The sequence below is a fragment of the Aquimarina sp. MMG016 genome (genome assembly GCF_018100805.1).
Classification (GTDB): domain Bacteria; phylum Bacteroidota; class Bacteroidia; order Flavobacteriales; family Flavobacteriaceae; genus Aquimarina.
This window is the reverse complement of the sequence record NZ_JAGJEA010000005.1, coordinates 286,598-309,854: the sequence shown is the minus strand read 5'-3', so window position 1 is coordinate 309,854 and position 23,257 is coordinate 286,598. Positions and strand designations below refer to the sequence as shown.

General features: G+C 32.9%; 26 protein-coding genes. 14 read left to right on the top strand and 12 right to left on the bottom strand.

The window, feature by feature from the left end; translation table 11 throughout:
- Positions 1–111 precede the first annotated feature (111 nt).
- The gene (locus tag J8M14_RS12500) at positions 112–615 is read right to left on the bottom strand and encodes a DUF6252 family protein (RefSeq protein WP_211074956.1); all 504 of its coding nucleotides are present in this window, start codon (positions 613–615) and stop codon (positions 112–114) included.
- Positions 616–951: 336 nt separating this feature from the next.
- Between J8M14_RS12500 and J8M14_RS12495 the strand changes: the two genes are divergently transcribed.
- The 3 genes from J8M14_RS12495 (at position 952) to J8M14_RS12485 (ending at position 2,830) form a co-directional block, all read left to right on the top strand.
- A complete protein-coding gene (locus J8M14_RS12495; protein WP_211074955.1) occupies positions 952–1,512 on the top strand; it encodes a 30S ribosomal protein S16 in 561 nt (186 codons plus the stop codon).
- A 14-nt stretch (positions 1,513–1,526) separates the two neighbouring features.
- Complete coding sequence (gene rimM / locus J8M14_RS12490; RefSeq protein WP_211074954.1) at positions 1,527–2,051, top strand: ribosome maturation factor RimM; 525 nt, start codon at positions 1,527–1,529, stop codon at positions 2,049–2,051.
- Positions 2,052–2,116: 65 nt separating this feature from the next.
- Complete coding sequence (locus J8M14_RS12485; RefSeq protein ID WP_211075075.1) at positions 2,117–2,830, top strand: methyltransferase; 714 nt, start codon at positions 2,117–2,119, stop codon at positions 2,828–2,830.
- Positions 2,831–2,966: 136 nt separating this feature from the next.
- Here J8M14_RS12485 and J8M14_RS12480 read toward each other — a convergent pair whose 3' ends face one another.
- Positions 2,967–3,278 (bottom strand): hypothetical protein, encoded by a 312-nt coding sequence (locus J8M14_RS12480; RefSeq protein WP_211074953.1) that lies wholly within the window; start codon positions 3,276–3,278, stop codon positions 2,967–2,969.
- 383 nt (positions 3,279–3,661) lie between these two features.
- Between J8M14_RS12480 and J8M14_RS12475 the strand changes: the two genes are divergently transcribed.
- The 5 genes from J8M14_RS12475 (at position 3,662) to J8M14_RS12455 (ending at position 8,159) form a co-directional block, all read left to right on the top strand.
- Entirely contained in the window at positions 3,662–4,840 is a 1,179-nt protein-coding gene (locus J8M14_RS12475; RefSeq protein WP_211074952.1) for an acyl-CoA dehydrogenase family protein, read from the top strand.
- Between the two features lie 7 nt (positions 4,841–4,847).
- A complete protein-coding gene (locus J8M14_RS12470) occupies positions 4,848–5,525 on the top strand; it encodes a glycerophosphodiester phosphodiesterase family protein (protein WP_211074951.1) in 678 nt (225 codons plus the stop codon).
- Positions 5,522–6,736: an NAD(P)/FAD-dependent oxidoreductase gene (locus J8M14_RS12465; RefSeq protein ID WP_211075073.1), complete on the top strand. Its 1,215-nt coding sequence runs from the start codon at positions 5,522–5,524 to the stop codon at positions 6,734–6,736. The genes J8M14_RS12470 and J8M14_RS12465 overlap by 4 nt, the downstream gene beginning before the upstream one ends.
- Position 6,737: 1 nt before the next feature.
- Positions 6,738–7,289: a DUF1697 domain-containing protein gene (locus J8M14_RS12460; protein WP_211074950.1), complete on the top strand. Its 552-nt coding sequence runs from the start codon at positions 6,738–6,740 to the stop codon at positions 7,287–7,289.
- A gap of 81 nt (positions 7,290–7,370) precedes the next feature.
- A complete protein-coding gene (locus J8M14_RS12455; protein ID WP_211074949.1) occupies positions 7,371–8,159 on the top strand; it encodes a hypothetical protein in 789 nt (262 codons plus the stop codon).
- Between the two features lie 50 nt (positions 8,160–8,209).
- On the opposite strand, the gene J8M14_RS12450 is transcribed toward J8M14_RS12455, so the two are convergent.
- The 4 genes from J8M14_RS12450 to J8M14_RS12435 all read right to left on the bottom strand — a co-directional run bounded on the left by J8M14_RS12450 (position 8,210) and on the right by J8M14_RS12435 (position 10,848).
- On the bottom strand, positions 8,210–8,848 hold the full coding sequence (locus J8M14_RS12450) for a response regulator transcription factor (RefSeq protein WP_211074948.1): 639 nt from the start codon (positions 8,846–8,848) through the stop codon (positions 8,210–8,212).
- A gap of 65 nt (positions 8,849–8,913) precedes the next feature.
- Positions 8,914–9,744 (bottom strand): SDR family oxidoreductase, encoded by an 831-nt coding sequence (locus J8M14_RS12445; RefSeq protein ID WP_211074947.1) that lies wholly within the window; start codon positions 9,742–9,744, stop codon positions 8,914–8,916.
- 30 nt (positions 9,745–9,774) lie between these two features.
- Entirely contained in the window at positions 9,775–10,347 is a 573-nt protein-coding gene (locus J8M14_RS12440) for a TetR/AcrR family transcriptional regulator (RefSeq protein ID WP_211074946.1), read from the bottom strand.
- 27 nt (positions 10,348–10,374) lie between these two features.
- Positions 10,375–10,848 (bottom strand): TspO/MBR family protein, encoded by a 474-nt coding sequence (locus J8M14_RS12435; RefSeq protein WP_211074945.1) that lies wholly within the window; start codon positions 10,846–10,848, stop codon positions 10,375–10,377.
- A 101-nt stretch (positions 10,849–10,949) separates the two neighbouring features.
- Between J8M14_RS12435 and J8M14_RS12430 the strand changes: the two genes are divergently transcribed.
- Genes J8M14_RS12430 through J8M14_RS12420 form a run of 3 tightly spaced genes read left to right on the top strand, consistent with a single transcriptional unit; the run spans position 10,950 to position 13,938 of the window.
- Positions 10,950–12,035, top strand: a complete 1,086-nt coding sequence (locus tag J8M14_RS12430; RefSeq protein ID WP_211074944.1) for a diphosphomevalonate decarboxylase — start codon at positions 10,950–10,952, stop codon at positions 12,033–12,035.
- 45 nt (positions 12,036–12,080) lie between these two features.
- Positions 12,081–13,016, top strand: coding sequence for a mevalonate kinase (locus J8M14_RS12425; protein ID WP_211074943.1), 936 nt, complete (start codon positions 12,081–12,083; stop codon positions 13,014–13,016).
- Between the two features lie 13 nt (positions 13,017–13,029).
- Entirely contained in the window at positions 13,030–13,938 is a 909-nt protein-coding gene (locus tag J8M14_RS12420; RefSeq protein WP_211074942.1) for a geranylgeranylglycerol-phosphate geranylgeranyltransferase, read from the top strand.
- A gap of 61 nt (positions 13,939–13,999) precedes the next feature.
- Here the strand turns inward: J8M14_RS12420 and J8M14_RS12415 are convergent, their stop codons facing one another.
- On the bottom strand, positions 14,000–14,347 hold the full coding sequence (locus J8M14_RS12415; protein WP_211074941.1) for a hypothetical protein: 348 nt from the start codon (positions 14,345–14,347) through the stop codon (positions 14,000–14,002).
- 427 nt (positions 14,348–14,774) lie between these two features.
- Here J8M14_RS12415 and J8M14_RS12410 point away from each other — a divergent pair, with 427 nt between their 5' ends.
- Both J8M14_RS12410 and J8M14_RS12405 read left to right on the top strand, forming a co-directional pair.
- Entirely contained in the window at positions 14,775–15,731 is a 957-nt protein-coding gene (locus tag J8M14_RS12410; protein ID WP_211074940.1) for a carbon-nitrogen hydrolase family protein, read from the top strand.
- 48 nt (positions 15,732–15,779) lie between these two features.
- Positions 15,780–16,619 carry a pseudouridine synthase gene (locus J8M14_RS12405; RefSeq protein WP_211074939.1) on the top strand — a complete coding sequence of 280 codons (840 nt, stop codon included), beginning with the start codon at positions 15,780–15,782 and terminating at the stop codon, positions 16,617–16,619.
- On the opposite strand, the gene J8M14_RS12400 is transcribed toward J8M14_RS12405, so the two are convergent.
- From J8M14_RS12400 to J8M14_RS12380, 5 genes are read right to left on the bottom strand one after another with little or no spacing between them, the layout of a single operon-like run.
- Entirely contained in the window at positions 16,620–17,447 is an 828-nt protein-coding gene (locus J8M14_RS12400) for an alpha/beta fold hydrolase (protein ID WP_211074938.1), read from the bottom strand.
- Positions 17,437–18,837 carry a mannosyltransferase gene (locus tag J8M14_RS12395; protein ID WP_211074937.1) on the bottom strand — a complete coding sequence of 467 codons (1,401 nt, stop codon included), beginning with the start codon at positions 18,835–18,837 and terminating at the stop codon, positions 17,437–17,439. Before J8M14_RS12395 ends, J8M14_RS12400 begins: the two co-directional genes overlap by 11 nt.
- A complete protein-coding gene (locus J8M14_RS12390; protein WP_211074936.1) occupies positions 18,837–20,309 on the bottom strand; it encodes a cellulose synthase family protein in 1,473 nt (490 codons plus the stop codon). Before J8M14_RS12390 ends, J8M14_RS12395 begins: the two co-directional genes overlap by 1 nt.
- 2 nt (positions 20,310–20,311) lie before the next feature.
- On the bottom strand, positions 20,312–21,004 hold the full coding sequence (locus tag J8M14_RS12385; RefSeq protein ID WP_211074935.1) for a glycosyltransferase family 2 protein: 693 nt from the start codon (positions 21,002–21,004) through the stop codon (positions 20,312–20,314).
- Positions 21,004–21,558, bottom strand: a complete 555-nt coding sequence (locus tag J8M14_RS12380; protein WP_211074934.1) for a hypothetical protein — start codon at positions 21,556–21,558, stop codon at positions 21,004–21,006. Before J8M14_RS12380 ends, J8M14_RS12385 begins: the two co-directional genes overlap by 1 nt.
- A 338-nt stretch (positions 21,559–21,896) precedes the next feature.
- On the opposite strand from J8M14_RS12380, the gene J8M14_RS12375 reads away from it, so the two are divergent.
- Positions 21,897–23,174 (top strand): HAMP domain-containing sensor histidine kinase, encoded by a 1,278-nt coding sequence (locus tag J8M14_RS12375; RefSeq protein ID WP_211074933.1) that lies wholly within the window; start codon positions 21,897–21,899, stop codon positions 23,172–23,174.
- The last annotated feature ends 83 nt before the right edge of the window (positions 23,175–23,257 follow it).

The window sequence follows — 23,257 nt, the reverse complement described above, 5'->3', positions numbered from 1 at the left end:
TTCAGAATTATTAACTAATACTATTTATGATAAAACTATAATGTGTTAAAAAATGAAAAGCGCCCATTTTTAAAAAAATGAACGCCTCTCGCCCTATAATTGAGTTAATGTTTAGTAACCGAATTCAAAAAAACCTTCAGAAACAGCAATATCGTTTATTGTTTTAAACTCAAAGTTGCCAGCAATACATTTAGTATAAATGTTGTAATCTTTAATTATTAGTTTTCCTGAAAGGGAGGAATAAGTTTTGTTATTAGTTTGATAAGAGGCACTATACTTTCCTTTTTTGGATAATTTGTATACTCCGGGTGAGGTGTTTATAGGAAACTTAAGTGTTGTGCTCTTTGTTTCATTATTTGCTTTTAATGTTATGATCTGATTCTTAGCATCTACAGTAGCCGTATGATCATCTGTAATCATTTTGGAATCATTTATTATTGCCGTTAGGGATGCGTCCAAAAGACAAGGGTTAATTATTTCTGAAGTATTATATGCACTATGTTTAGTAAATTTTTGAACTTTAAAAGTTTGAGCAAGGTTAACATCTGTATCTTTAATACAAGATATTATAGCAAAAGGAATACATAAGAATAACAGTGTAGTTTTTCTATTCATAGGCTTGGGGCGTTGAATGCTTTTTACAAAAAACTGTAAAAAAGTATGGAAACAAACATATTATAAAAATCCTGGTTACACAATTTTTTGACGACAAAAGAATGTTTTTATCGATGAAATACACAAAATCAATAATTTTTGATTTAAAAATGAAGATTTAAAATTTTTCCTTTAACTAGTTATACGTTTTTTTAGAATAGTATACTAAAGAAGTACGACTAAGCATTTGTCTTATAAGAGAATAAACTTTGAATTTAGTAACTTCTTTTATTTAAAAAATACTTACCTTTGCGCCCTTAATTATGAACAGGGTCGTGTACCCAAAAATTAATTTTTATGCCTGTTAAAATTAGATTACAGAGACACGGTAAAAAAGGGAAGCCTTTTTACTGGATCGTAGCAGCAGATGCTAGATCAAAAAGAGATGGTAGATTTCTTGAAAAGTTAGGTACTTACAACCCTAATGTAAACCCAGCAAGTATTGACTTAGATGTTGATGGAGCTGTAAAGTGGTTACAGAATGGTGCGCAACCTACCGATACTGCAAGAGCTATATTATCTTACAAAGGAGTAATGCTAAAAAATCACCTTGCTGGTGGAGTTAGAAAAGGTGCTCTTACTGAAGAACAAGCTGAAGAAAAGTTCCAAGCATGGTTATCAGAGAAAGAAGGATCTGTTAATGCTAAGAAAGATGCAGTAGCAAAAGCTGAAGCTGATGCAAAAGCTAAAGCTCTTGAAGCTGAGAAAGAAGTAAATGCTAAGCGAGAAGCAGAAGCTGCAAAAGCAGAAGCTGAGGCAAATGCAGAAGAAGCGGCTGAAGCAGAAGTAGCTACAGAAGAAACTGTAGATGCACCTGCAGCAGAAGTAACTGAAGAAGCTAGCAACGAGGAAGAATAGTTGCATTATTGACGATGAAGAAAGAAGAATGCTTCTATCTAGGTAAAATCGTAAGTAAATTTAGTTTTAAGGGTGAGGTCCTAATTAAATTAGATACCGATGAACCCGAAAGTTATGTAAAAATGGAATCAGTGTTTATCAATTATAATGATAATCTGGTTCCATTTTTTATTGAAAAATGTTCATTACACAAAAGTGACCTACTTCGCGTAAAATTCGAAGATGTAGATACAGAGGAAGATGCTGATGATTTAATGAAAGCCGAATTGTACCTGCCACTTAGTCTACTTCCTAAATTAGAAGGGGATCAATTTTATTTTCATGAAGTAATAGGTTTTACTATTATAGATAATTCCTTTGGAGAAGTTGGGATTATAAAATCGATTAACGATTCTACTGCTCAAGCTTTATTCGAAATTGATAGGGAAGGTACGGAGGTTCTTATACCGATGGATGATGAATTCATTGATAAAATAGATAGAGACTCTAAAGAAATATATGTCAATACTCCTGAAGGGCTTATTGATCTTTACCTATAAATTAAGCTAATATTTTTGTTCTCTTGATGCAGATTGGAATTTCTTCTGCCGGTTTTAAGATAACTATGAATAAACCTTTTGAATTTAAACAATTTACCGTTCATCAAGATCGTTGTGCTATGAAAATAGGCACTGATGGGGTGTTGTTAGGTGCTTGGGCACCGATAGATAATAATATTGGATCAATTTTGGATGTTGGTACAGGAACTGGAGTTGTTGCTTTGATGATGGCACAACGCTCTGATGCAGAAATTATAGACGCTTTAGAGATTGACTCAGATGCTTATGAACAGGCAGTTGAGAATTTTGAAGCTTCGTCTTGGGGAGATCGATTATTCTGCTACCACGCATCTTTTCAGGAGTTTGTTGAAGAGATTGAAGATGAGTATGATCTTTTGATTAGTAACCCTCCTTTTTATACAGAAGATTATAAAACTACAGATACTAAAAGAGATGTGGCAAGATTTGAAGATGCACTTCCTTTAGAACATATTTTGATGGGTGGTGTTTCATTATTATCAAATCAAGGCAAATTAGCTATAGTTTTACCATATAAAGAAGAGCAAAGAGCAATTGACATTGCCGAAAAAGTAAAATTGTTTCCTCAGAAAATCACTAGGGTAAAAGGTACTCCAGATTCAGAAATTAAAAGAAGTCTTTTGTTATTAGGTTTTGATCAAATATCGGTAGACATTAATGAATTGATCATAGAACACTCACGCCATAATTATACTAGTGATTATATAGATTTAACAAAGGAATTTTATTTAAAAATGTAATATTATTGTAAAAGGAAAAGGAGAACCATAACGATCCTCCCTTTCTGAAAATTCAATCACTCTATTGTTAGTCAGCTATAAAATAATATGGATAACTCACTTAATTTTGGTTAGTTATTACTATTTGGTGGTTTAGTTACTTGGTGATCCAATTTCCTTCAGCGTCACAGTATACTTCAACTGTTTCCCCATCTTCTTTGGCTAGTTCTAGTTTAAATTCTGAAGCATCTTCTTTCGCAGCAGCTTTGCTAATAGTAGATCCTTTAAAATCTCGAGCAACAGCATCTAGCACAGATTGTGGCAAATTCTCGACAGCAAGATCAATATATTTCTCTTGAGCTACTGTAATCTCATCCTGATCGTTAGATGCTGTTTCCTGAGCATAGCTATTTTGAGTTCCTAATAATAATACTAATGCTAAGATTGGTAATACAAATAAATTTTTCATGGTTATTTCCTTTAAGATTTTAAAATTTTGTTACGCTTAGTTAGTATAGAATAATTATGCCACAGCAATTAGGGATATGTAGAACAGGACGTTAATACTCTGAAAAACAATTATTTAAGAATTGAAAAGGTTAGATTGAAGATGTTTTAATGCCTTAAATAAGTGTAGAAAAAAGTTGTAAACTGCGGAATTTATACACGGATTTCTTCGCTAATGCAAAGGATAAAGGTATTAAAGAAGTGTTAACTGATGATATGTATAATTATTAATCTTTTTCTAGTTTTTTTAAAAATGTCAAAAAAATTGGTTGCTCTTTTTCCATTAATTACATTTGTTGACGGTTTAACGATCTTGATTTTGATAATACTATAAAATAATTTTAAATGAAACCAGACCTTTTTGAAGCTCCTGACTATTATAACCTTGATGAATTATTGAGTGATGAACATAAATTGGTTCGTGATGCAGCCCGCAGTTGGGTAAAACGCGAAGTATCGCCTATTATTGAAGAATATGCGCAACGTGCAGAATTTCCGAATCAAATTATCAAAGGTTTGGCAGAAATTGGGGCTTTTGGGCCTTATATCCCTGAGGAATATGGCGGAGCTGGTTTGGATCAAATCAGTTATGGTCTGATTATGCAGGAGATCGAAAGAGGAGACTCTGGAGTACGATCTACATCTTCTGTGCAATCGTCATTAGTAATGTATCCAATCTGGAAATATGGTTCAGAAGAACAGCGTAAAAAATACCTTCCTAAATTAGCATCAGGAGAATTTATGGGATGTTTCGGTCTTACGGAGCCTGATCATGGATCTAATCCTGGGGGGATGACAACTAATTTTAAAGATAAAGGAGATCATTATCTATTAAATGGAGCTAAACTATGGATATCTAATGCTCCTTTTGCTGATATTGCAGTAGTTTGGGCAAAAAATGAAGAAGGAAGAATTCACGGATTAGTAGTGGAACGAGGAATGGAAGGTTTTTCTACTCCTGAGACTCATAATAAATGGTCGCTAAGAGCTTCTGCAACCGGAGAATTGATTTTTGATAATGTAAAAGTGCCTAAAGAAAATCTTTTACCTGGTAAAAGTGGATTAGGAGCTCCATTAGGATGTCTAGATTCGGCACGTTTTGGGATCGCTTGGGGTGCTATTGGCGCAGCAATGGATTGTTATGATACGGCTTTGCGTTATTCTAAAGAACGTATACAGTTTGATAAACCTATAGGAGGAACACAATTACAACAAAAGAAACTGGCAGAAATGATTACCGAAATCACCAAAGCGCAGCTATTAGCATGGAGATTAGGAGTATTACGAAATGAAGGTAAAGCCACTTCTGCTCAGATTTCTATGGCTAAACGTAATAATGTAGATATGGCAATCAAAATTGCCAGAGAAGCACGACAAATCCTCGGTGGAATGGGTATTACAGGAGAATATAGTATTATGCGTCATATGATGAATTTAGAAAGTGTAATTACTTATGAAGGAACTCATGACATTCATTTGTTAATCACAGGTATGGATATAACAGGAATTTCTGCTTTTAAATAAATAAGAAGTGAAAATATTTGGTCATCGTGGGGCAGCGGGACTAGTTGCCGAAAACACGTTAGAATCTATTACAGAAGCACTGAAACAAGGTGTAGATGGAATCGAAATTGATGTTCATAGGTGTAAATCAAGTGAGTTGGTCGTTATACATGATCATACATTAGAAAGGACTACCAATGGCAAAGGAAAAGTATCAGAGTTTACCTGGTCAGAGTTAAAAAGATTTAGAACTCCTGAAGGTTATAGAATTCCAAAATTAGATCAGGTACTAGATCTGATAGATGGAAAATGTGTTCTAAACATAGAATTAAAAGGAATAGGAACGGCTATACCTACCATAGAACTTTTAGAAAAGTATATTAAAAATTATAGTTGGGACTACAATCATTTCATTTTATCAAGTTTTGATCATTCGCAGTTATTTCAGATAAAAAGAATAACTTCTAAATATAAGCTAGGTGTTTTAACAGAAGATGATATTTTTAGTGTGGTGTCCATTGCAGAAGCTTTGGATACATTCTCGATACATCCGCCTGTTTATTCGCTCACTAAAAAAGAAGTTGATTTGGCTAAATCAAAAGGGTTCCAAGTATATGTTTGGACTGTAAATGATAAATTGAAAATGCAACAATCAAAAGACTGGAAGGTAGATGGAATCATAACTGATTTTCCTAATTTTGCATAATGCAATATGATCTCATCATAGTTGGTGGCGGAGCTGCCGGTTTTTTTACTGCAATTAATGTAGCTGAAAATAATCCAAAGCTCAAAATCGCTATTCTAGAACGCGGAAAAGAAGTCTTATCCAAGGTTAGGGTTTCTGGTGGGGGTCGATGTAATGTGACCCATGCCGAATTTATCCCTAATGAATTGACAAAGAATTACCCTAGAGGAGAAAAAGAACTGAAAGGGCCTTTTCATACTTTTATGACTGGTGATACGATGGAGTGGTTTGATAATCGTGGAGTAGCGTTAAAAATTGAAGAAGACGGAAGAATATTTCCGGTTTCTGATTCTTCACAGACAATTATTGATTGTTTTCTGAAAGAAGCGAAACGATTGCAGATAGAAATTCTAAAGAGTCATGCCGTAAAGAATTTTAGCAAAGAGGAGGATTCCTGGATATTAAAAACAAATCAAGGTGATTTTAGCACCAAAAAATTGATGATTGCTACTGGTAGTAATCCTAAAATATGGAATTTACTAGAAAATCTTAATCATACTATTGTAGAAGCCGTACCCTCTTTATTTACTTTTAATATCAAAGACTCCAGAATTAAGGATTTACCGGGAGTAGCTACCAATGCTTCAGTTAAGGTTAGAAATTCTAAATTATCGAGTGAAGGGCCTTTGCTTATTACGCATTGGGGAATGAGCGGCCCGGCAATTTTAAAGCTTTCTGCTTGGGGAGCCATAGAACTTAATGCTTTTGACTATAATTTTGAGATAGAAGTCAATTGGCTTCAGTTTTATAAAGCTCAGGAAATAGTTTCAGAATTAAAAGAGCTTAAGGATGCTAATGCTAAGCAACAGGTACATAAATATGCCCAATTTGAATTGCCTAAAAGATTGTGGCAAAGCCTGGTTGCTGCTTCAGGAATCAATAATGACACAAGATGGGCAGATGTTAATAAATTTCAACTTAAAACATTATCAGAGCAATTGACTCAAAGCATTTTTCAGGTAAAAGGGAAAAGTACTTTTAAAGAGGAATTCGTAACTGCTGGTGGGGTTGATTTAAAAGAAGTGAATTTTAAAACTTTCGAAAGTAAAAAATATCAAAATTTGTACTTTGCAGGAGAGGTGTTGAATATTGATGCCATCACAGGAGGATTTAATTTTCAGAATGCTTGGACAGGAGCCTATATTGCAGCTCAAGCTATAACTTCTAAATAATATGAAAACATATATCGCTTTGCTACGTGGGATTAATGTCAGTGGTCAGAAAAAGATCAAAATGATTGATCTTAAGACTATGTTTGAGAATCTAGGTTTTACTTCTGTAATAACCTATATCCAAAGTGGTAATGTTGTTTTTCAAAGCGCTTCTCAGACAACAGGTTCGCTAAGTATTTTAATTCATAAGGGTATTGAAGATCGTTTTGGTTTTGACGTTCCTGTTTTAGTCTTGACGCGAGATACTTTAGCAAAAATTCATCAAAATAATCCTTATAGAGAAAGACTTGACAGCGGAGAAATTGAAGACAAAAAAATGTATTTCACCCTGCTTTCCGGAGAGTCTGATGCTTCAGCTGTAGAAGAGCTTACCTCTACTTCTTATGAGCCAGAAGAATATGTAATCACCAAAAATGCAGTCTATTTCTTTGCTGCTAACGGCTATGGAAGAACAAAATTAAACAACAATTTTTTCGAAAAGAAACTACAATGCACAGCTACTACAAGGAACTTAAAAACAGTATCTAAATTACTGGAATTAAGTAATTTATAACATAAAATTATAAAGCCTTTGATTAGTTGTTCTGAGTAATTTTTTGTACCTTATTAAGGTTTAACTAATTCCTTATGAAAGATGAAAAAAATTACTTTTACTCTTGTTGTTTTGTTTTTGTTTAGTGGTTTACACCAAAGCTATGCCACAGTCAATGAAGAACCTATAAAAAAATTGTTAATGGATTACATTAACAAGATCAATGCTCTAAATCAGGGGACCAAAAAAAATGATGTTTTAGGGTTGTTTGACGAGAAGTATAGTGGAAATACCGTATATGTTAATCTTTCTGGAGCTTTAGTCAGGAAAACGTATGAGAAAAAAGATATTTCCTCACAATTAGATGATATTATTGATGATGACAATTATGATTTTAAAATGACGTTAGATAAAATCGTTTTTCAGACTCAAAAAGAAAGAGCGGGTATTATTTCTGCTGTTATAAATTTTGAATCTAGTATAGATAAGAGGCTTGCAGAAAAGGGAACAATGTTAATGGATATTGTTGGAGTAAGAATAAATGGGGGGTGGAAAATTGTACAAAATAATATGGTTAGGGTTTCTGAAGCAAAAGATATTGGAGAATGTGTTTGCTATGTGTATGAAAAAGGCTCCACAAAATTTGTAACAGAAGTATATTTTCCTTCAGGATTAGAGTATAGTCAGGAGTTTGATGCTTTTCAGGTAACAAGCAAAGATAATAAGCGAATTATTAAGTCTAATAGTAATGAGTTTTATTGGAATCGATCAACCGGAAAACTCACTTTTAAAGGAGGCTCACTAGGAAAAGCTCAGAGCGCCAGAAAAGCTATTGAATTTGTCTTAAAAGATTTATATAAAGACGCATGTGTAAAGATTGCATTCAATTAGGGTTAAAAATCATAAATATTATAAATAAAGCAGCTTTCTAGCTGCTTTATTTATGCAACCGCCAAATTATATTTTTCTTGCCTATTCATAAGTTTAATAATTTCATCCCTATTTGTTACTTGTAATTTTTCATAAATATTGCGCACATGCATTTTAATGGTATTGATACTGACATATAGTTCTTCTGCAATTTTAGAATAGCTTTTTCCTTGAGAAAGTATAAAAAGGACTTCATTTTCTCTATTGGTCAATTGGTCAAACTTTTTTTGCTGGAAAGATTCTACTACCAATCTCGAAATGGTGTCACTTAATGGTGCACCTCCATTAGATAATTTTATGAGTGCTTCTGTAATTTGTTGTTTGATATAGGTTTTGGTAATAAAACCGGTTGCTCCGGCGCGCAAGGTTTCAAAAACGTATTTTGTATTTTCAGCCATTGTGACAACTAATATTTTTGATTTAGGAACCATTTCTTTGATATACTCTATTCCTTGAATCCCAGATACAGCAATGTCAGTTATGATAATATCTGGATTTAGATATTCAAGTTCTGTAACTGCAGATTTGTGATTTCTAAATTCTCCAATTACTTTGTGTGCAGAAGAATTATTAATAACTTCTCTATAGGTTTTTAAAACGCCAATTTGTTCCTCAATAATTACAATACGCATCATACCTGCTTTTTTCAATTAACAGCTTTAATGTATTGAAGTAGAAAAATGTTACCTTTTTTAATTAAATAAAGATTATAAAGCTATTGCTTATCATACCCTCTTTCTACCACCGAGCTTACCATTTTGGTAAACCAAGAAAGGGGAATAAGTTTACGAAGCATTAAAAAAAGGCCGGCTGATGGCCCTACGGGATATCTCAATTTAAAACTTTTGCTATTCGCTGCTTTATAAACAGTCTTAGCTACGATTTCTGGACCCGGAGCATCTTTACCAGCTTTTTGAGTATTAGCAAAGGTTATTTTTTCATAGTCATCATAATCTGCGATTTCCGGATTCTGAAACAATTCCTGAGAGCGATCATAGAAATCAGTTTTGATAGCTCCCGGTTCTACATTCTTGACTTTGATATTAAATGGCTTTAATTCAAATTGTAATGCTTCTGCAAATCCTTCTACAGCCCATTTCGTGCCGTGATATACAGAATATAGAGGAAAAGTAATTCTACCACCTACAGAAGTGATGTTAATGATAGTGCCGTTGTGGTTTTTTCTGAAATGTGGTAAAATATATCTCGTTACATTCATTAATCCAAAAACGTTGACATCAAACTGTTTTTGAATATCTTTATGTTCAGATTTCTCAAAAATACCTACAGCACCATATCCCGCATTGTTGACTACAACATCAATTTTATCAAAATCTTTTATGATATCATTTATGGCGGTTTGGATACTGTTTTGATCAACAACATCCAAGGGATAGAGTTTTATGTTTTTTAGATGTTGAAGCTCTGTTTCTTTATCAGGTTTACGCATAGTAGCGGCAACATTCCAGTTTCTTTCAGAAAAGTAAGTAGCTATAGCACGACCAATTCCGCTACTGGTTCCTGTAATGAGTATAGTTTTTATCACTTATTGAGGTTTAGAGATGTGTGTGTTTACCTATCTGATGATTGTATTATCCTTTAAAAAACCTCTCCATGAAATCTCAATAGCCTGATTGATGTGTTTTTCCTGAAGCTTTACCGTTTCATTTTCGTGAATTTTTACAAGAGAGACCACGTTTCCGAAAAACAATTCTTCCATTACCAAAGTGTTGTACGACTTAAATATTTTTTGACGGATACCTTCTTTAAAATAACTCTCAATGTCAGCATAGTATTCTCGAGCTTTGTCTTTTAGCGATTGCGGAATCTCAGGAGAACGTGCTATCTGTTCAGAGAAAACAAAAGCAAGTGGGTTATTGACAAAATAATAAAACAGGTTGAGCCACATTATCGTGAATTGTTTTTTGATATCATCTTTTGGGATGTTACGCATCACAACAGTACCAAAATCCTGAGTCAACATTAAATACAATTCGGTTATAATTTCTTCTTTATTTTTAAAATGATGATATACAGTTCCATTGGCTACCCCGGATTCTTTGATAATTTGTGAAAGAGACGTAGCACGGATACCTTGCTTGGTAATTAATTCTAAAGTAGTCTGTAAGACTATAGCTTTTTTACTCATAAAAAATCTTATTCCTTATTTCTTGGTTTAGTTAAGTTGCCATATTCCATAATTCAATGCAGTCGCAAAAGCAACCCATGTGGCATAAGGTATAAGTAGGTAGGCGGCAGTGGTATTTACTACTTGAAACCATCTAATCGTAAACAATAATAGGATAAAAAGGGCTATAATATCCAATAATGCGATTAGCGGGTTTTGTAATCCAAAGAAAAAAATGGACCATGCAGCATTGAGTAACAATTGAAATCCAAAATGATATAACGCAACTTTTACCCATTTATGATAAAAACCTTTGCTCCAAACAATTCCGGCAGCGACACCCATCATAATATATAGGATCAACCATACCGGAGCAAAAATCCAATTGGGCGGAGTAAACGATGGTTTACGTAATGTGGCATACCAAGTATCAATAGAGGTTTGAGTAGCGACACTGCTCAAAAAACCAATCAATAAACAGATAAATACCGCAATTCCAATACGAAAAAGCTTCTTTTTCATCTAAATGCGTTAGTGTTGTACTAAAATAGCAATTTATTTTTAGTACTAATATGCTGTAAATATACTACAGCGCTTATATTTGCTAAAATTTATTTTGAACTATGATTAATTATCCTGAGTTCGTCTTATCATTAGGATCAGGTTTCCCTGAAAATGGAATAGTCACTTGTACTTCTCCTAGTAATATTGCTTTGGTTAAGTATTGGGGTAAAAGACCAGTGCAGCTGCCAGAAAATGCTTCAATCAGTTTTACATTAGATAGTTGTAAAACTATAACTATTTTAAAATATCAGAAATTAGATACAGTTTCTGAAGGTTTTAATTTTGAACTATTTTTTGAAGGGAAACCTAAGCCAGATTTTAAACCAAAAATTAATAGTTTTTTCGAAAGAATTTCTGGATACCTCCCTTTTTTAAAGCATTATAAATTTACCATAGAGACCAGTAACACTTTTCCGCATAGTAGCGGGATTGCTTCTTCTGCAAGTGGGATGAGTGCTTTAGCATTTTGTTTGATGCAAATAGAACGAGAAATTAATCCGGGGATTACAGATGAAACTTTTATAAAGAAAACTTCATTTCTAGCTCGATTAGGTTCAGGGAGTGCTTGTAGAAGTCTCGAGGGACCAATTACAGTTTGGGGAGATCATCAACACATTGAGGGCAGTAGTGATGCCTATGCTATACAGTTTCCACATAAGATTCATTCTAATTTTAATAATTATCAGGATACAATCTTATTAGTAGATAAAGGAGAAAAACAGGTTAGTAGTACCGTTGGGCATGATTTAATGCACGGCCACCCATTTGCTAATAAACGTTTTGAACAAGCTTCTGATAATATTATAAAGCTAAAAGAAGTATTAATTTCAGGTAATTTGGATGCTTTTGTCGAGATTGTAGAAAGTGAAGCGCTAACGCTCCATGCGATGATGATGACCTCATTGCCTTATTTTATTTTGATGAAACCTAATACTTTATCGGTAATTAATAAGGTTTGGCAATATCGTAAGGATATAGGTTCTAAACTTTGTTTTACACTCGATGCAGGTGCAAATGTACATTTATTGTATCCTGAGGCTGAAAAAAATGAGGTTTTAGACTTTATTAATAATGAGCTAGTTGTGTATTGTCAGAATGGGCAGTATATTTGCGACAAAATAGGATTAGGCGCCAAAATATTGTAACTTTATAGGCGTTAGGGATACAAATAAGATAAATCATCAGAATTCATGAAAGGACCGCTATTTTATTCAAAAATATTGTTGTTTGGAGAGTATGGTATTATTAAAGATTCCAAAGGCCTTTCTATACCTTATAATTTTTTTAAAGGGGCATTAAAAGTTTCTGAAACACCAGACGAAGAAGCTATAAAGTCTAATGAAAATCTAAAGAAATTTACAGAGTATCTTGAGAACATTCAGGATGAGGGCGTTGTTAAGTTTGATTTAGAAAAACTTCAGGAAGACATTACTTCAGGAATGTATTTTGATAGTAGTATTCCTCAGGGATATGGAGTAGGAAGTAGTGGTGCTTTGGTAGCTGCTATTTATGATAAATATGCAGAAGATAAAATCACAGTGTTAGAAAACTTAACCAGAGATAAATTATTAAAGCTTAAAGAGATTTTTGGATTAATGGAGTCTTTCTTCCACGGAAATAGTTCTGGCCTTGATCCTCTTAATAGCTATCTTAGTTTACCTATTCTTATCCATTCTAAAGATAATATTGAACCTGCAGGAATCCCTTCTCAAAGTATTGATAATAAAAAAGGTGCTGTTTTCTTATTAGATAGTGGTATCGTTGGAGAGACTGCTCCTATGGTTAGTATTTTTATGGAAAACATGAAGCAAGAAGGATTTCGTAATATGCTAAAAGAACAGTTCGTAAAACATACAGATGCTTGTGTAGAAGATTTCCTGAAAGGAGATGTTAAGTCTCTATTCTCTAATATCAAACAATTATCACACGTTGTGTTAGATAATTTTAAACCAATGATCCCTAAACAGTTTCACACTTTGTGGAAAAAAGGTATAGAGACTAATGATTACTACCTTAAATTGTGTGGATCTGGTGGAGGAGGTTATATTCTCGGTTTTACCCAGGATTTTGAAAAAGCACAATCTGCACTTAAGGGCCACAAACTAGAAGTGGTTTATAACTTCTAATAAGCATTTTTGTATGCTTACCAGAAAAAATAAACTTTTTCTTCTAAAACTATTGAGTTTATTTTCTGTTGTAAGAGGATATAATATTCTAATTATTGTATTAGCTCAATACTTTACTTCGATATTTATCCTAGCCCCTCACATTAGGTTACGAAATGTGATTCTGGATCCTAATCTATTCGTAATTGTATTAGCTTCTTCAGGAGTAATTGCAGCAGGATATATCATTAATAACTTCTATGATCGGGAAAAAGATCTAATCAATAGACCACAGAAAACAATGCTGGATCGTTTGGTAAGTCAGCAAACCAAATTAACAGGGTATTTTATACTAAATTTTCTTTCAGTAGTACTGGCAAGTTATGTTTCCTTTAGAGCAGTATTGTTCTTTTCATTTTATGTATTTGCAATTTGGTTCTATTCACATAAACTAAAGAAGTTTCCTGTAATTGGTAACATAGTGGCTTCAATTTTGGCGATTACACCATTCTTTGCAGTATTTATTTATTACAAAAATTTTGATGAGGTTATATTCGTTCATGCTACCTTTTTATTTTTAATGTTAATGATGAGAGAAATGATTAAGGACCTGGGGAATCTAAGTGGCGATATGGCTCAGAATTATAAAACAATTCCAGTTGTGTATGGTGAACCTGCCTCTAAAAAAATATTGAGTACTCTGATTTTTGCAGCTGGTATCCCAATTTATTTATTATTAACAAAATACGAAATAGGATATATGTTCCTGTATTTCTATGTTTGTATAGCGCTTTTGGGAATTTTTCTAATAGGTATATGGGGTTCAAAAGGGAAGACACACTATGTATGGCTTCATAATATCTTAAAGCTGATTATAGTCTCAGGAGCTTTTAGCATTATATTAATTGATGTCAACATGATTTTGGATAGAATTCTTTGGTAAAAAGAAAACAGCTATACAAATTAATGTATAACTGTTTTTTTAGGTTTCGTGATTACCTTTTTTAAGCCTCTTGTGGCTTTTGAATTTTCAAAGTAATATTGAATACTCTGTTTCCAGTTGACAATACTTCTGGATCTACTTTTTTATAATTCAATCTAGATTTTACAAAATCTTCTACTATATAGTTTTTAGACTCTACATTTAGCACCACAATTTCTCTTTTATTGTTTAGAGTAAATTGGATATTAGCTTTTAGTTCAGTTTCCACTTCGATTTGTGGAGCTTCTAATAACGCAGCGATGGTGTTTCTTAGTTTTTGTACTTGATTTTTGTTCGGGTTGTTATCAGAAGCAAATACTTGACTTGATCCTAATACGGCTACTACTAATAATACAGCTAACTTTTTCATTTTTTACGTGTTTTAAGATTTGAGTTTTTTAAACATTGTTTGTAAATCATTTACAGTACAAATTTATGTCCCCGCATTAGATTATTCTGATTTTAGCTTTTATTAGAACGTGCCTTAATGGTTACTATTAAGTTAAAAACGATGTGTTTTAACGTAAATTAAACTTTGAGTGATATATAGTTTTTATATGTTTACTGCGTATAGATCAATATAGAAATGTTTTTTTAGTTGAATAATCTATACTATTTAAAAGGAAACATTATCATTTTTTGGATTTTAGACACTTGTCTAATGTTACCAGAATGTTATTTGAATAGTTTCTTGTAGTGTAATTTTACTTATTTAAGTATTTGGTAATCAATTTGTTGAAAGTTAATTGTTTGTTAATAAAACATTGTGAATTTCCCAAAAAAAAGAACTACTATATATGAAAAATCAATTACTTAAAGTTGCCTTGGCACAGATTTCCCCAGTCTGGTTGGATAAAGCTGCTACGATACATAAAATCGAAAACTCGATTCTTGAAGCCGTATCCCAAAAAGTCGAACTTATCGTTTTTGGAGAATCACTGTTGCCGGGATATCCATTTTGGGTCTCACTTACTAATGGGGCACAGTTTGATAATGCAATTCAAAAAGAAATTCATGCACACTATGCACAGAATGCTGTGGTTATTGAGAATGGAGATTTAGATTCAATCTGTAATATTGCTAGAGAACACGAAATAGCGATATATCTCGGTATTATCGAACGTCCATTGGATCGTGGTGGTCATAGCTTATATGCTTCTTTGGTGTATATTAATGAAAATGGAGAAATAAGGTCAGTGCATCGTAAGCTGCAACCTACTTATGAAGAAAGATTAACATGGTCTCCCGGAGATGGTAATGGTTTGAGGGTACATCCATTAAAGGAATTTATGGTCGGAGGATTAAATTGTTGGGAAAACTGGATGCCATTGCCGCGTGCTGCATTATATGCACAAGGCGAAAATTTGCATATTTCTGTATGGCCGGGTAGTGATTATAATACCAAAGATATTACACGGTTTATTGCTAGAGAATCTCGTTCGTATGTAATTTCTGTTTCTAGTTTAATGAAGAAAGAAGATTTTCCTTCTCACACTCCGCATCTTGATAAAATATTAAAAAATGCACCTGATATTTTGGGTAATGGGGGATCGTGCATCGCAGGTCCTGATGGAGAATGGGTTCTGGAACCGGTATTACATAAGGAAGGATTGTTGATCGAAACTATAGATTTTAATAGAGTTTTGCAGGAACGTCAAAATTTTGATCCTGTTGGTCATTATTCACGCCCAGATGTTACCCAATTAAGTGTTAATCGAGAACGACAAAGCACCATTTGGTTTGATGAAGAATAGTTATACAATCTAAAGACTAAACAGCTATCTTTGCACAAAATGTAAGATATGAGTCGTGGAGATCATTCCCGTAAAGGAAATAGTAGTGGAAAAAGAGTTGGAAAATCAGCTGGGAAACAATATGGAAAAGGAAGTGCACCTGTAAGAAAGACTGCCAATTCACCCAAAAAGATTTCCGATCCTGATGAAATACGATTAAATAAGTTTGTGGCGAACTCTGGGGTTTGTTCCAGAAGAGAAGCCGATTTATATATTCAGACAGGTAGTGTTTGGGTAAACGGAAAACCGGTTACAGAAATGGGTTATAAGGTAAAACTAACCGATGAGGTAAAATTTGACGGTAGACTAATTACTCCTGAGAAAAAAGAATATATTCTTCTGAATAAACCTAAAGGTTTTGTAACTACTACCAGTCCTGAAAAAACCAGAACAGTGATGGAATTGGTTGCTAATGCTTCCAGAGCTAGATTAAAACCAGTAGGAAGATTAGAGCGTAATACTACAGGATTACTATTATTTACTAATGATGTGGATCTTGAAAAGAAACTCACTCATCATAAAAGCGGTGTACGCAAGATATTTCATGTAGAGTTAGGTCGTAACCTTAAATTTGAAGATCTTCAGAAAATTGAAAATGGTATTAAGTTAAAAGAAGGTTTTATTCAGGTTGATGAAATCTCTTATATAGAAGGTGCTTCAAAAAATGAAATAGGAATCCAATTGCAATCGGCTAAGAATAATATCATTCATAAACTTTTCGAACATCTTAATTATGATGTAATTAAATTAGATCGTGTAATTTTTGGAGGATTGACCAAAAAAGACTTGCCGCGTGGTCATTGGAGAGTATTAACTGAGCAAGAAGTGATTAACCTAAAGATGATGTAGTTAGTATCTATTCAACAACTCTTTTAATTCATCATAATATTGTTTGGTAAGATAAATACCATTATGTCCTGCACCCTTGATCATGGTGTGCTTAATTTTATTAGGGTATAAAGCTTCCAGCCTTTTTGAATTTTCTTCTGGTTTGATTAGAAAGTCTCTAGATCCATGATAAACCTGAATGGGACATTTGACTTCTTTTAAAAATTTATATGAAGGAATTTCATAATTGATAAGAGATTCCGGAACGGGAGCCATACTGGCTATAAATTCATTCCATGCATAATAAGGAGCTTCGAGTATTAACAGTTTTGGATTGTTCTTTGCTGCTGTATATGAAGCAAAGCCTGTGCCTAATGAAAAACCAAGTACAATAATATCCTTTTCATTATAGCGAGTTTTAACATAGTCATATATCTTTTGTGCATCGTTATACAATTGTGACTCTTTAGAATAAAAACTATCACTTTTACCATAGCCTCTATAATCCACAAAAAGAATATCATAGTTGTTTTCAGTATATAAAGGTGCGCGTTCACCCCACTCATGGATTGCTCCTGCATTGCCGTGAAAGTATAAAATAACACCTTTGCTTATAGAATCTGTCTTGAAAAGTAAGGCGTTTAAAGATATATCTTTGTCAACATCTATATTGATTTCTTCGAATGGTTGGTCAAAAGAATATTGATAATTTTTATCTAATGTTTTTGGGTTGAAAAAAAACCGTTCTTGTTTGACATATAAGAAGATATAACCGCAAAAAATTAAAACTGCAATTACGGCTATAACTCTTAGGAGCCGTCTTCCTATTTTTTTAAAATTAATCTTCAATGTATATTGATTTTACTGAAGTAAAAGTAGTGTTCTTATAAATCTCAAAAATAAAAATACCAAATACAGTGAGATATTCTAGAGAGACAAACCATAAATTTTCTTTAAAATTCGGGTTAAGATATGCCGTATAACTAAGAATGATTACAAATGACCACGCGATCGGAAATTTATAATTTGTAAAAATACAAAGTGCTAGAGGTACTGAAATATACCAGGGATGAATGGTAGTAGAAAGAAAATAGTAACTACAAATACCTATAACCATTACAGTAATTAACTGAATGGTAGTTTTGTTGTTTCTAAAGAAGGTTAACCCTAAAAGAATAGTAATCGTAACCAAAGGCAAAACTTTACCAGCAGTCTCAATAACATTCCACCCTACAATCTGATAGCCAATCCATCTGATGATATAAAATATACTGGCATTAAACTCAAAATTCTGAAACCAAAGGCTAATGGTTTGACTAAAGTTATTAATAAACTGCTCCGAAAGAAAGGGAGAAAATGTTAATAATACTGTTATAATGAGAAGACTATAAAACCCTATTAGTTTAACTAACCCTTTTGTTAGATCTGGACGATCCAGGTTTTTTTGTCTATTTAGAATGAATTTCTGAAAAAACAGCGGTAAAAATAGCAAAGGGATCAATTTTACAGAAACCGAAAGTGCTAAAATAATTGCCGCCCAATACCAATACCCTTTTTGTAAGAGATATAAGGACCAAATGATAAAAAACACCATTACAGCTTCAAAATGAAGGTTTCCGGTCAATTCTATGATGATAAAAGGGTTCAGAGTGTACCAAAAAATGTTGTTTACCGGAAGATTAAGAGATTTCAACAATTTCTTCCCGAAGAAAAAAGTACCTACATCAGCCAAGATGATCAATACTCTAAAAACCATAGCTGAACCTAAAATGCTTTTACCGGCGAAAAGCGCCGCGATAACATAACAAAATTGGCTTATGGGAGGGTAATTTGTATAATGATGGCCGTTAAGTTGCCCCATACCGTTATATAATTCCTGAGCTTGTGCAATTGGAGCATTACCATCAGCAATCCAAACTTCTGGTAAGGATAAGTAAGGATTATATCCTTCTAGTAACATTCGCCCATCCCAGATGAATCGATAAAAATCCTGTGATAAATTAGGTATAGCAATTAGAAATATGATTCGGAATAATAAAGCTGTTATGGCCAGTAGCTTCCAGTTATTAGGGTTAAGCCGGATAAGTTGATAAGAAATGATAAACAACCCAGTCCAAAGTGTTATCATTTTTACAACATCGGTTCGAACAAGTTGATAAGCAAAACTCCAATAAAAAAGAATGCCAAGAACAATAAAAAGTATGGAAAGCTTATGATATTTCCATACTTCTTTTATCATTATAGTTTAGAAGTAACCGATTTAAAGAATACAAATCCAAATCCAAGAAATAACATAATATGAAATAGGAATAAACCAAAATCCTGAAGTTTGAAGGCGCTATACAATGCAAAACCAAAATATCCCATCAATAAAGCTTCGATAATAGTATTGCCAGAGATATTTTTGTTAATGTATTTGTTATCCTTCCAGGAATCTTTCAATGAATTAATATTAAACTTCGGTGTACGTACAAATTCGCTTTTCTTTCCAAAATGACCTTCTAAAACTGCCATAGAATTATGTACAGAGAATCCCATTGCAATAGAAAAGAAAGTAAAAAACATTTTGATGTATTCTATAAAATTCCAGAATCCTTTACCGTGTATCTTTTTAAAGGTATGCCAGTAGCAGAAAAAGAATATGACTGTACTCAATGCAAAGAAAGCGATGACGTTAAAATACCAGCTAAACATTGGGTTACTATTCTTTACATACATTACGGGAACACTTAGTACAGCTACCAATAACACTAATAAGAACATACTGCTATTTAATAGGTGGAAGAAACTATGAAATTTAGTTTTAAAAGGAACTGTTTTATCTCTAAGGAGTTTCCAGTATAATTTCTGAAAATTTTCTGCAGCACCTTTATTCCATCTAAACTGTTGTGAGCGAGCAGCACTAATTACTACTGGTAATTCTGCAGGTGTTTCTACTTCTTCCAGGTACTTGAATTTCCATTTTTTAAGCTGAGCTCTATAACTTAGATCTAAATCTTCAGTTAAGGTGTCACCCTGCCAGTTTCCTGCATCTTCAATACAGGTTTTTCTCCAAACACCAGCGGTACCATTGAAGTTGATAAAGTGATCTTTATAATTACGGCCAACCTGCTCCATTGTAAAATGAAAATCCAAAGCAAATGCCTGAATTTTAGTTAGCATAGAATAATCTCTATTAATATGTCCCCAGCGGGTTTGAACTACACCAATATTTTCATCTTTGAAATAAGGGATAGTCTGTAGCAGCCATTTTTTTCCTGGGAGAAAATCAGCATCAAAAATAGCGACGTAATCACCTTTGGCAATTTTTAAACCTTCTTTTAAAGCTCCTGCTTTAAATCCAGATCTATCTTCACGTCGTATATGCTTGATGTCTAAACCAGACTGTTGTAATTTTTCAATATGAGCAGCTGTTGTAACCACTGATTCATCTGTAGAATCATCTAATACCTGAATTTCTAACTTATCTTTAGGGTATTCTAACTCTGCAATGTTATCCAGCAAACGCTCCATAACATATAATTCATTGAATACTGGTAATTGTACAGTTACATTAGGAATCTCCTCCTCTTTAGAAAAATCAAAAGTAGGAGAGTTGTCAGGTTCTTTTCTAGACTTTAGATAGTTAACGAGCAGATTCAGTTGTGCCAGACTATACATAAAAATGATTAGTAGGGCAAGGGTGTAGGTTATGATGATAGCAATATCCATGGTTACGTAAAGCTATATTTAAAAATCCAACTTAATATCTTAACGCCTGCAAATATAGCACCTTTTATGGTTCCTGAAACTTTTGAGACACCAATTCTCTTTTTGTAATGCACGGGTACCTCTGTATAATTATAACGTTTCTTTAACACTTTTAGTTGCATTTCTACCGTCCAACCGTAGGTTTTATCCTGCATGCCCAAGGATAGTAGTTTGTCATATTTGATCGCTCTAAAGGGACCTAAATCTGTGAATTTTGCACCAAAAAAAAGTTTCATTAAACTGGTTGCAAGCCAATTTCCGAAGATTTGAGGAGTGGTCATAGAGCCAGATTCGCGCAATTTTTTGACTCTAGCTCCTATTACTAAGTCCATATTATGTTCTATAATAGGCTCCACAATATGAGTTAGCTCTGCTGGATAATCGCTATAATCTCCATCAAGAAATACGATAATATCTGGTTTAATATCTTGGGATGAGACATATTCTATTCCTTTTAGACAAGCATAACCATATCCTTTTCTGCTTTCTTTTAAAACTGTTGCTCCTGCGTTTTTGGCAACACTTTCCGTAGTGTCTGTAGAATTATTACTCACCACTACCACTTCAGAGACGATCTCAGGTATCTCCTTTATGACATGAGCAATAGAATCTTCTTCGTTAAAAGCAGGTATGATAACTTTTATGATTGGAGGCATTATAATGAAGCGTTGGGGTTGTCTCGTTTAAAACTAAATACATCTGTCCATTCTCCTGTTTTTATATCATTGATATAACGTTCGGCTTTAAATAGCTTATTACTTCTATACAGTAGACTATATCCCTCTTTTTTATTGTTTTTATATTGATATTTTCTGATAATTCCGGACGCAATATCGTAAATAATCCACCATTTCTCGGCTTTATCGTTTATAAAATGTCCTTCCTTAACTAATTTGTTATTTGTATTGTAAAAATACCAATATCCAATCTTTTTATCATCTCTAAAATGGCCTTCTATGGCTACTTTACCATTTTTATTGTAAAAATACCAGAATCCCGTTTTCTTATTATTCTTAAAATGTCCCTCGCTGGAAACTTTGCCGTTAGGATAATAAAAGTGCCAGAAATCTACTTTTGTATTCCCTGATTTCCAACCTTCGGATTTTACTATTCCATTAGTGTAATATTCATAATGATATTCTTTTGCCTGTGATGTTTGTGCAGTTGAAAAGTGAATAAAGCATATGAAAATTAATAGTCTAAGAATCATTATTAATTAGTTTATATATGCTTTAGACGAAAATAAAAATAAATACCTACAAAGTAGATGGAAAATACTTTGTATTCATCTAAAAGTGTAAACGATTTATTTGAATTTGAAAAGAATAATTCAAAATTTTCTGTCTTTAGGATAAAATAATTTATACTAATTTTCTTACTTTTTATAAGTATTTATGAAAATAAAAATCGATTAAAACACATTTAATGACGATAAAATACATATTTAATTTTTTTATTTGTTAAAGAAATACTACATTAGGCTAGAATTTCACCAGTAAATTATTGTATTCGAATTCTTGGGCTTAGCTATAATAAATTTATATCACTATGAATTTTTTACCTCAGAAGATTGTAAGCCTTTTTAAGTTTGATAAAGTATTATTTACCATACTCTTTATAGTATTACCAGGGGTAATTCTTGACGGTTTAGTAGAATATAATCAGGGAGGAACCAATCTTTTCTTCATTCGATCAGTGGTCACATTTGCAATCACCATTATTGGGTTAATATGTTATAGGTTTTCTCTTGTTCGTAAATCTTTTGTGTTAACTATTCTTGTATATACTATAGTAATAAGTATGATGATTTCACTTATGATTGGTTTGCAGGATCCAGAGTTTGCTTTTACAGAACATTTTCTAAAAACTGAAGTTATTGTTGCCTTACTGATATTTGCTGCAGGAATGTTGGTGCACTTTAGGCATATCATAATACTTTTAATTGTTAATATTCTATTTATAGCAAGTTGTTCTGTCGTTTATAGTTCTTTTCCGTTAGAGAAATTTATGTTCTATACTATTATTGTGAGTGGAGGAGGGTTAATGGCTTATTTTTCTCAACGTCTTTTAGTAAAACTTTCTAGAAAAGTAAAAGAAGCTAATACTTTAATAAGAATAAAGAATGAAGAGCTTAGAGAAATGAATGAATCTAAAGACGAACTTTTTAGAATTATTGGACATGATTTAAGAACACCTTTTCATCAACTTAAGCTGTTGGTGGAACTAATTGATCAGGCAAAAGATCAGGAGGAAAAAGATGAAATAAAATCTTTGCTAAAACAGTCTGCAAATAAAGGGAATAAATTACTTGAGGATTTATTAAAGTGGGGAAAAACCTATCAGCAACAATCGGAGGTTGTTCTGGAAAAGAGAAATTTATCCTTAATAGTAAATCGTGTTTTTGAGTTTTCAGATTTTAAAAGGAAGAGGAAAGAAATAAGTTTAGTAAATATGCTTCCTGAAAACCTTGAAATAGCTATTAACGCTACAATGATGGAAACTGTTTTGAGAAATCTTATTGCGAACGCTATTAAATTTTCTCATCGAGGCTCTAATATTGTTATTAGATCTCAAAAAGAAAATCGTCAGTTACGAATTGAGATCGTCGATAATGGAATAGGGATGTCAGATGAACGTATAGGAAGGTTATTTCAGGAGGATAAAAATATATCTACGCTTGGAACCGATAACGAAAAAGGAACAGGTTACGGTTTGAGTATCGCTAAACGTTTGGTAGAGAAGCAGAATGGAATCATGGAAATAAAAAGCGAATATAGAAAAGGAACTACAATTAATCTTATTTTCCCGTTAGGACTAACAGCTTAGTTCTGTATGATTTCTGTTATGATAAAAAACAAAGTAGCATTCTAAATATTTAGAATGCTACTTTGTTTTTCTAATAACTTATA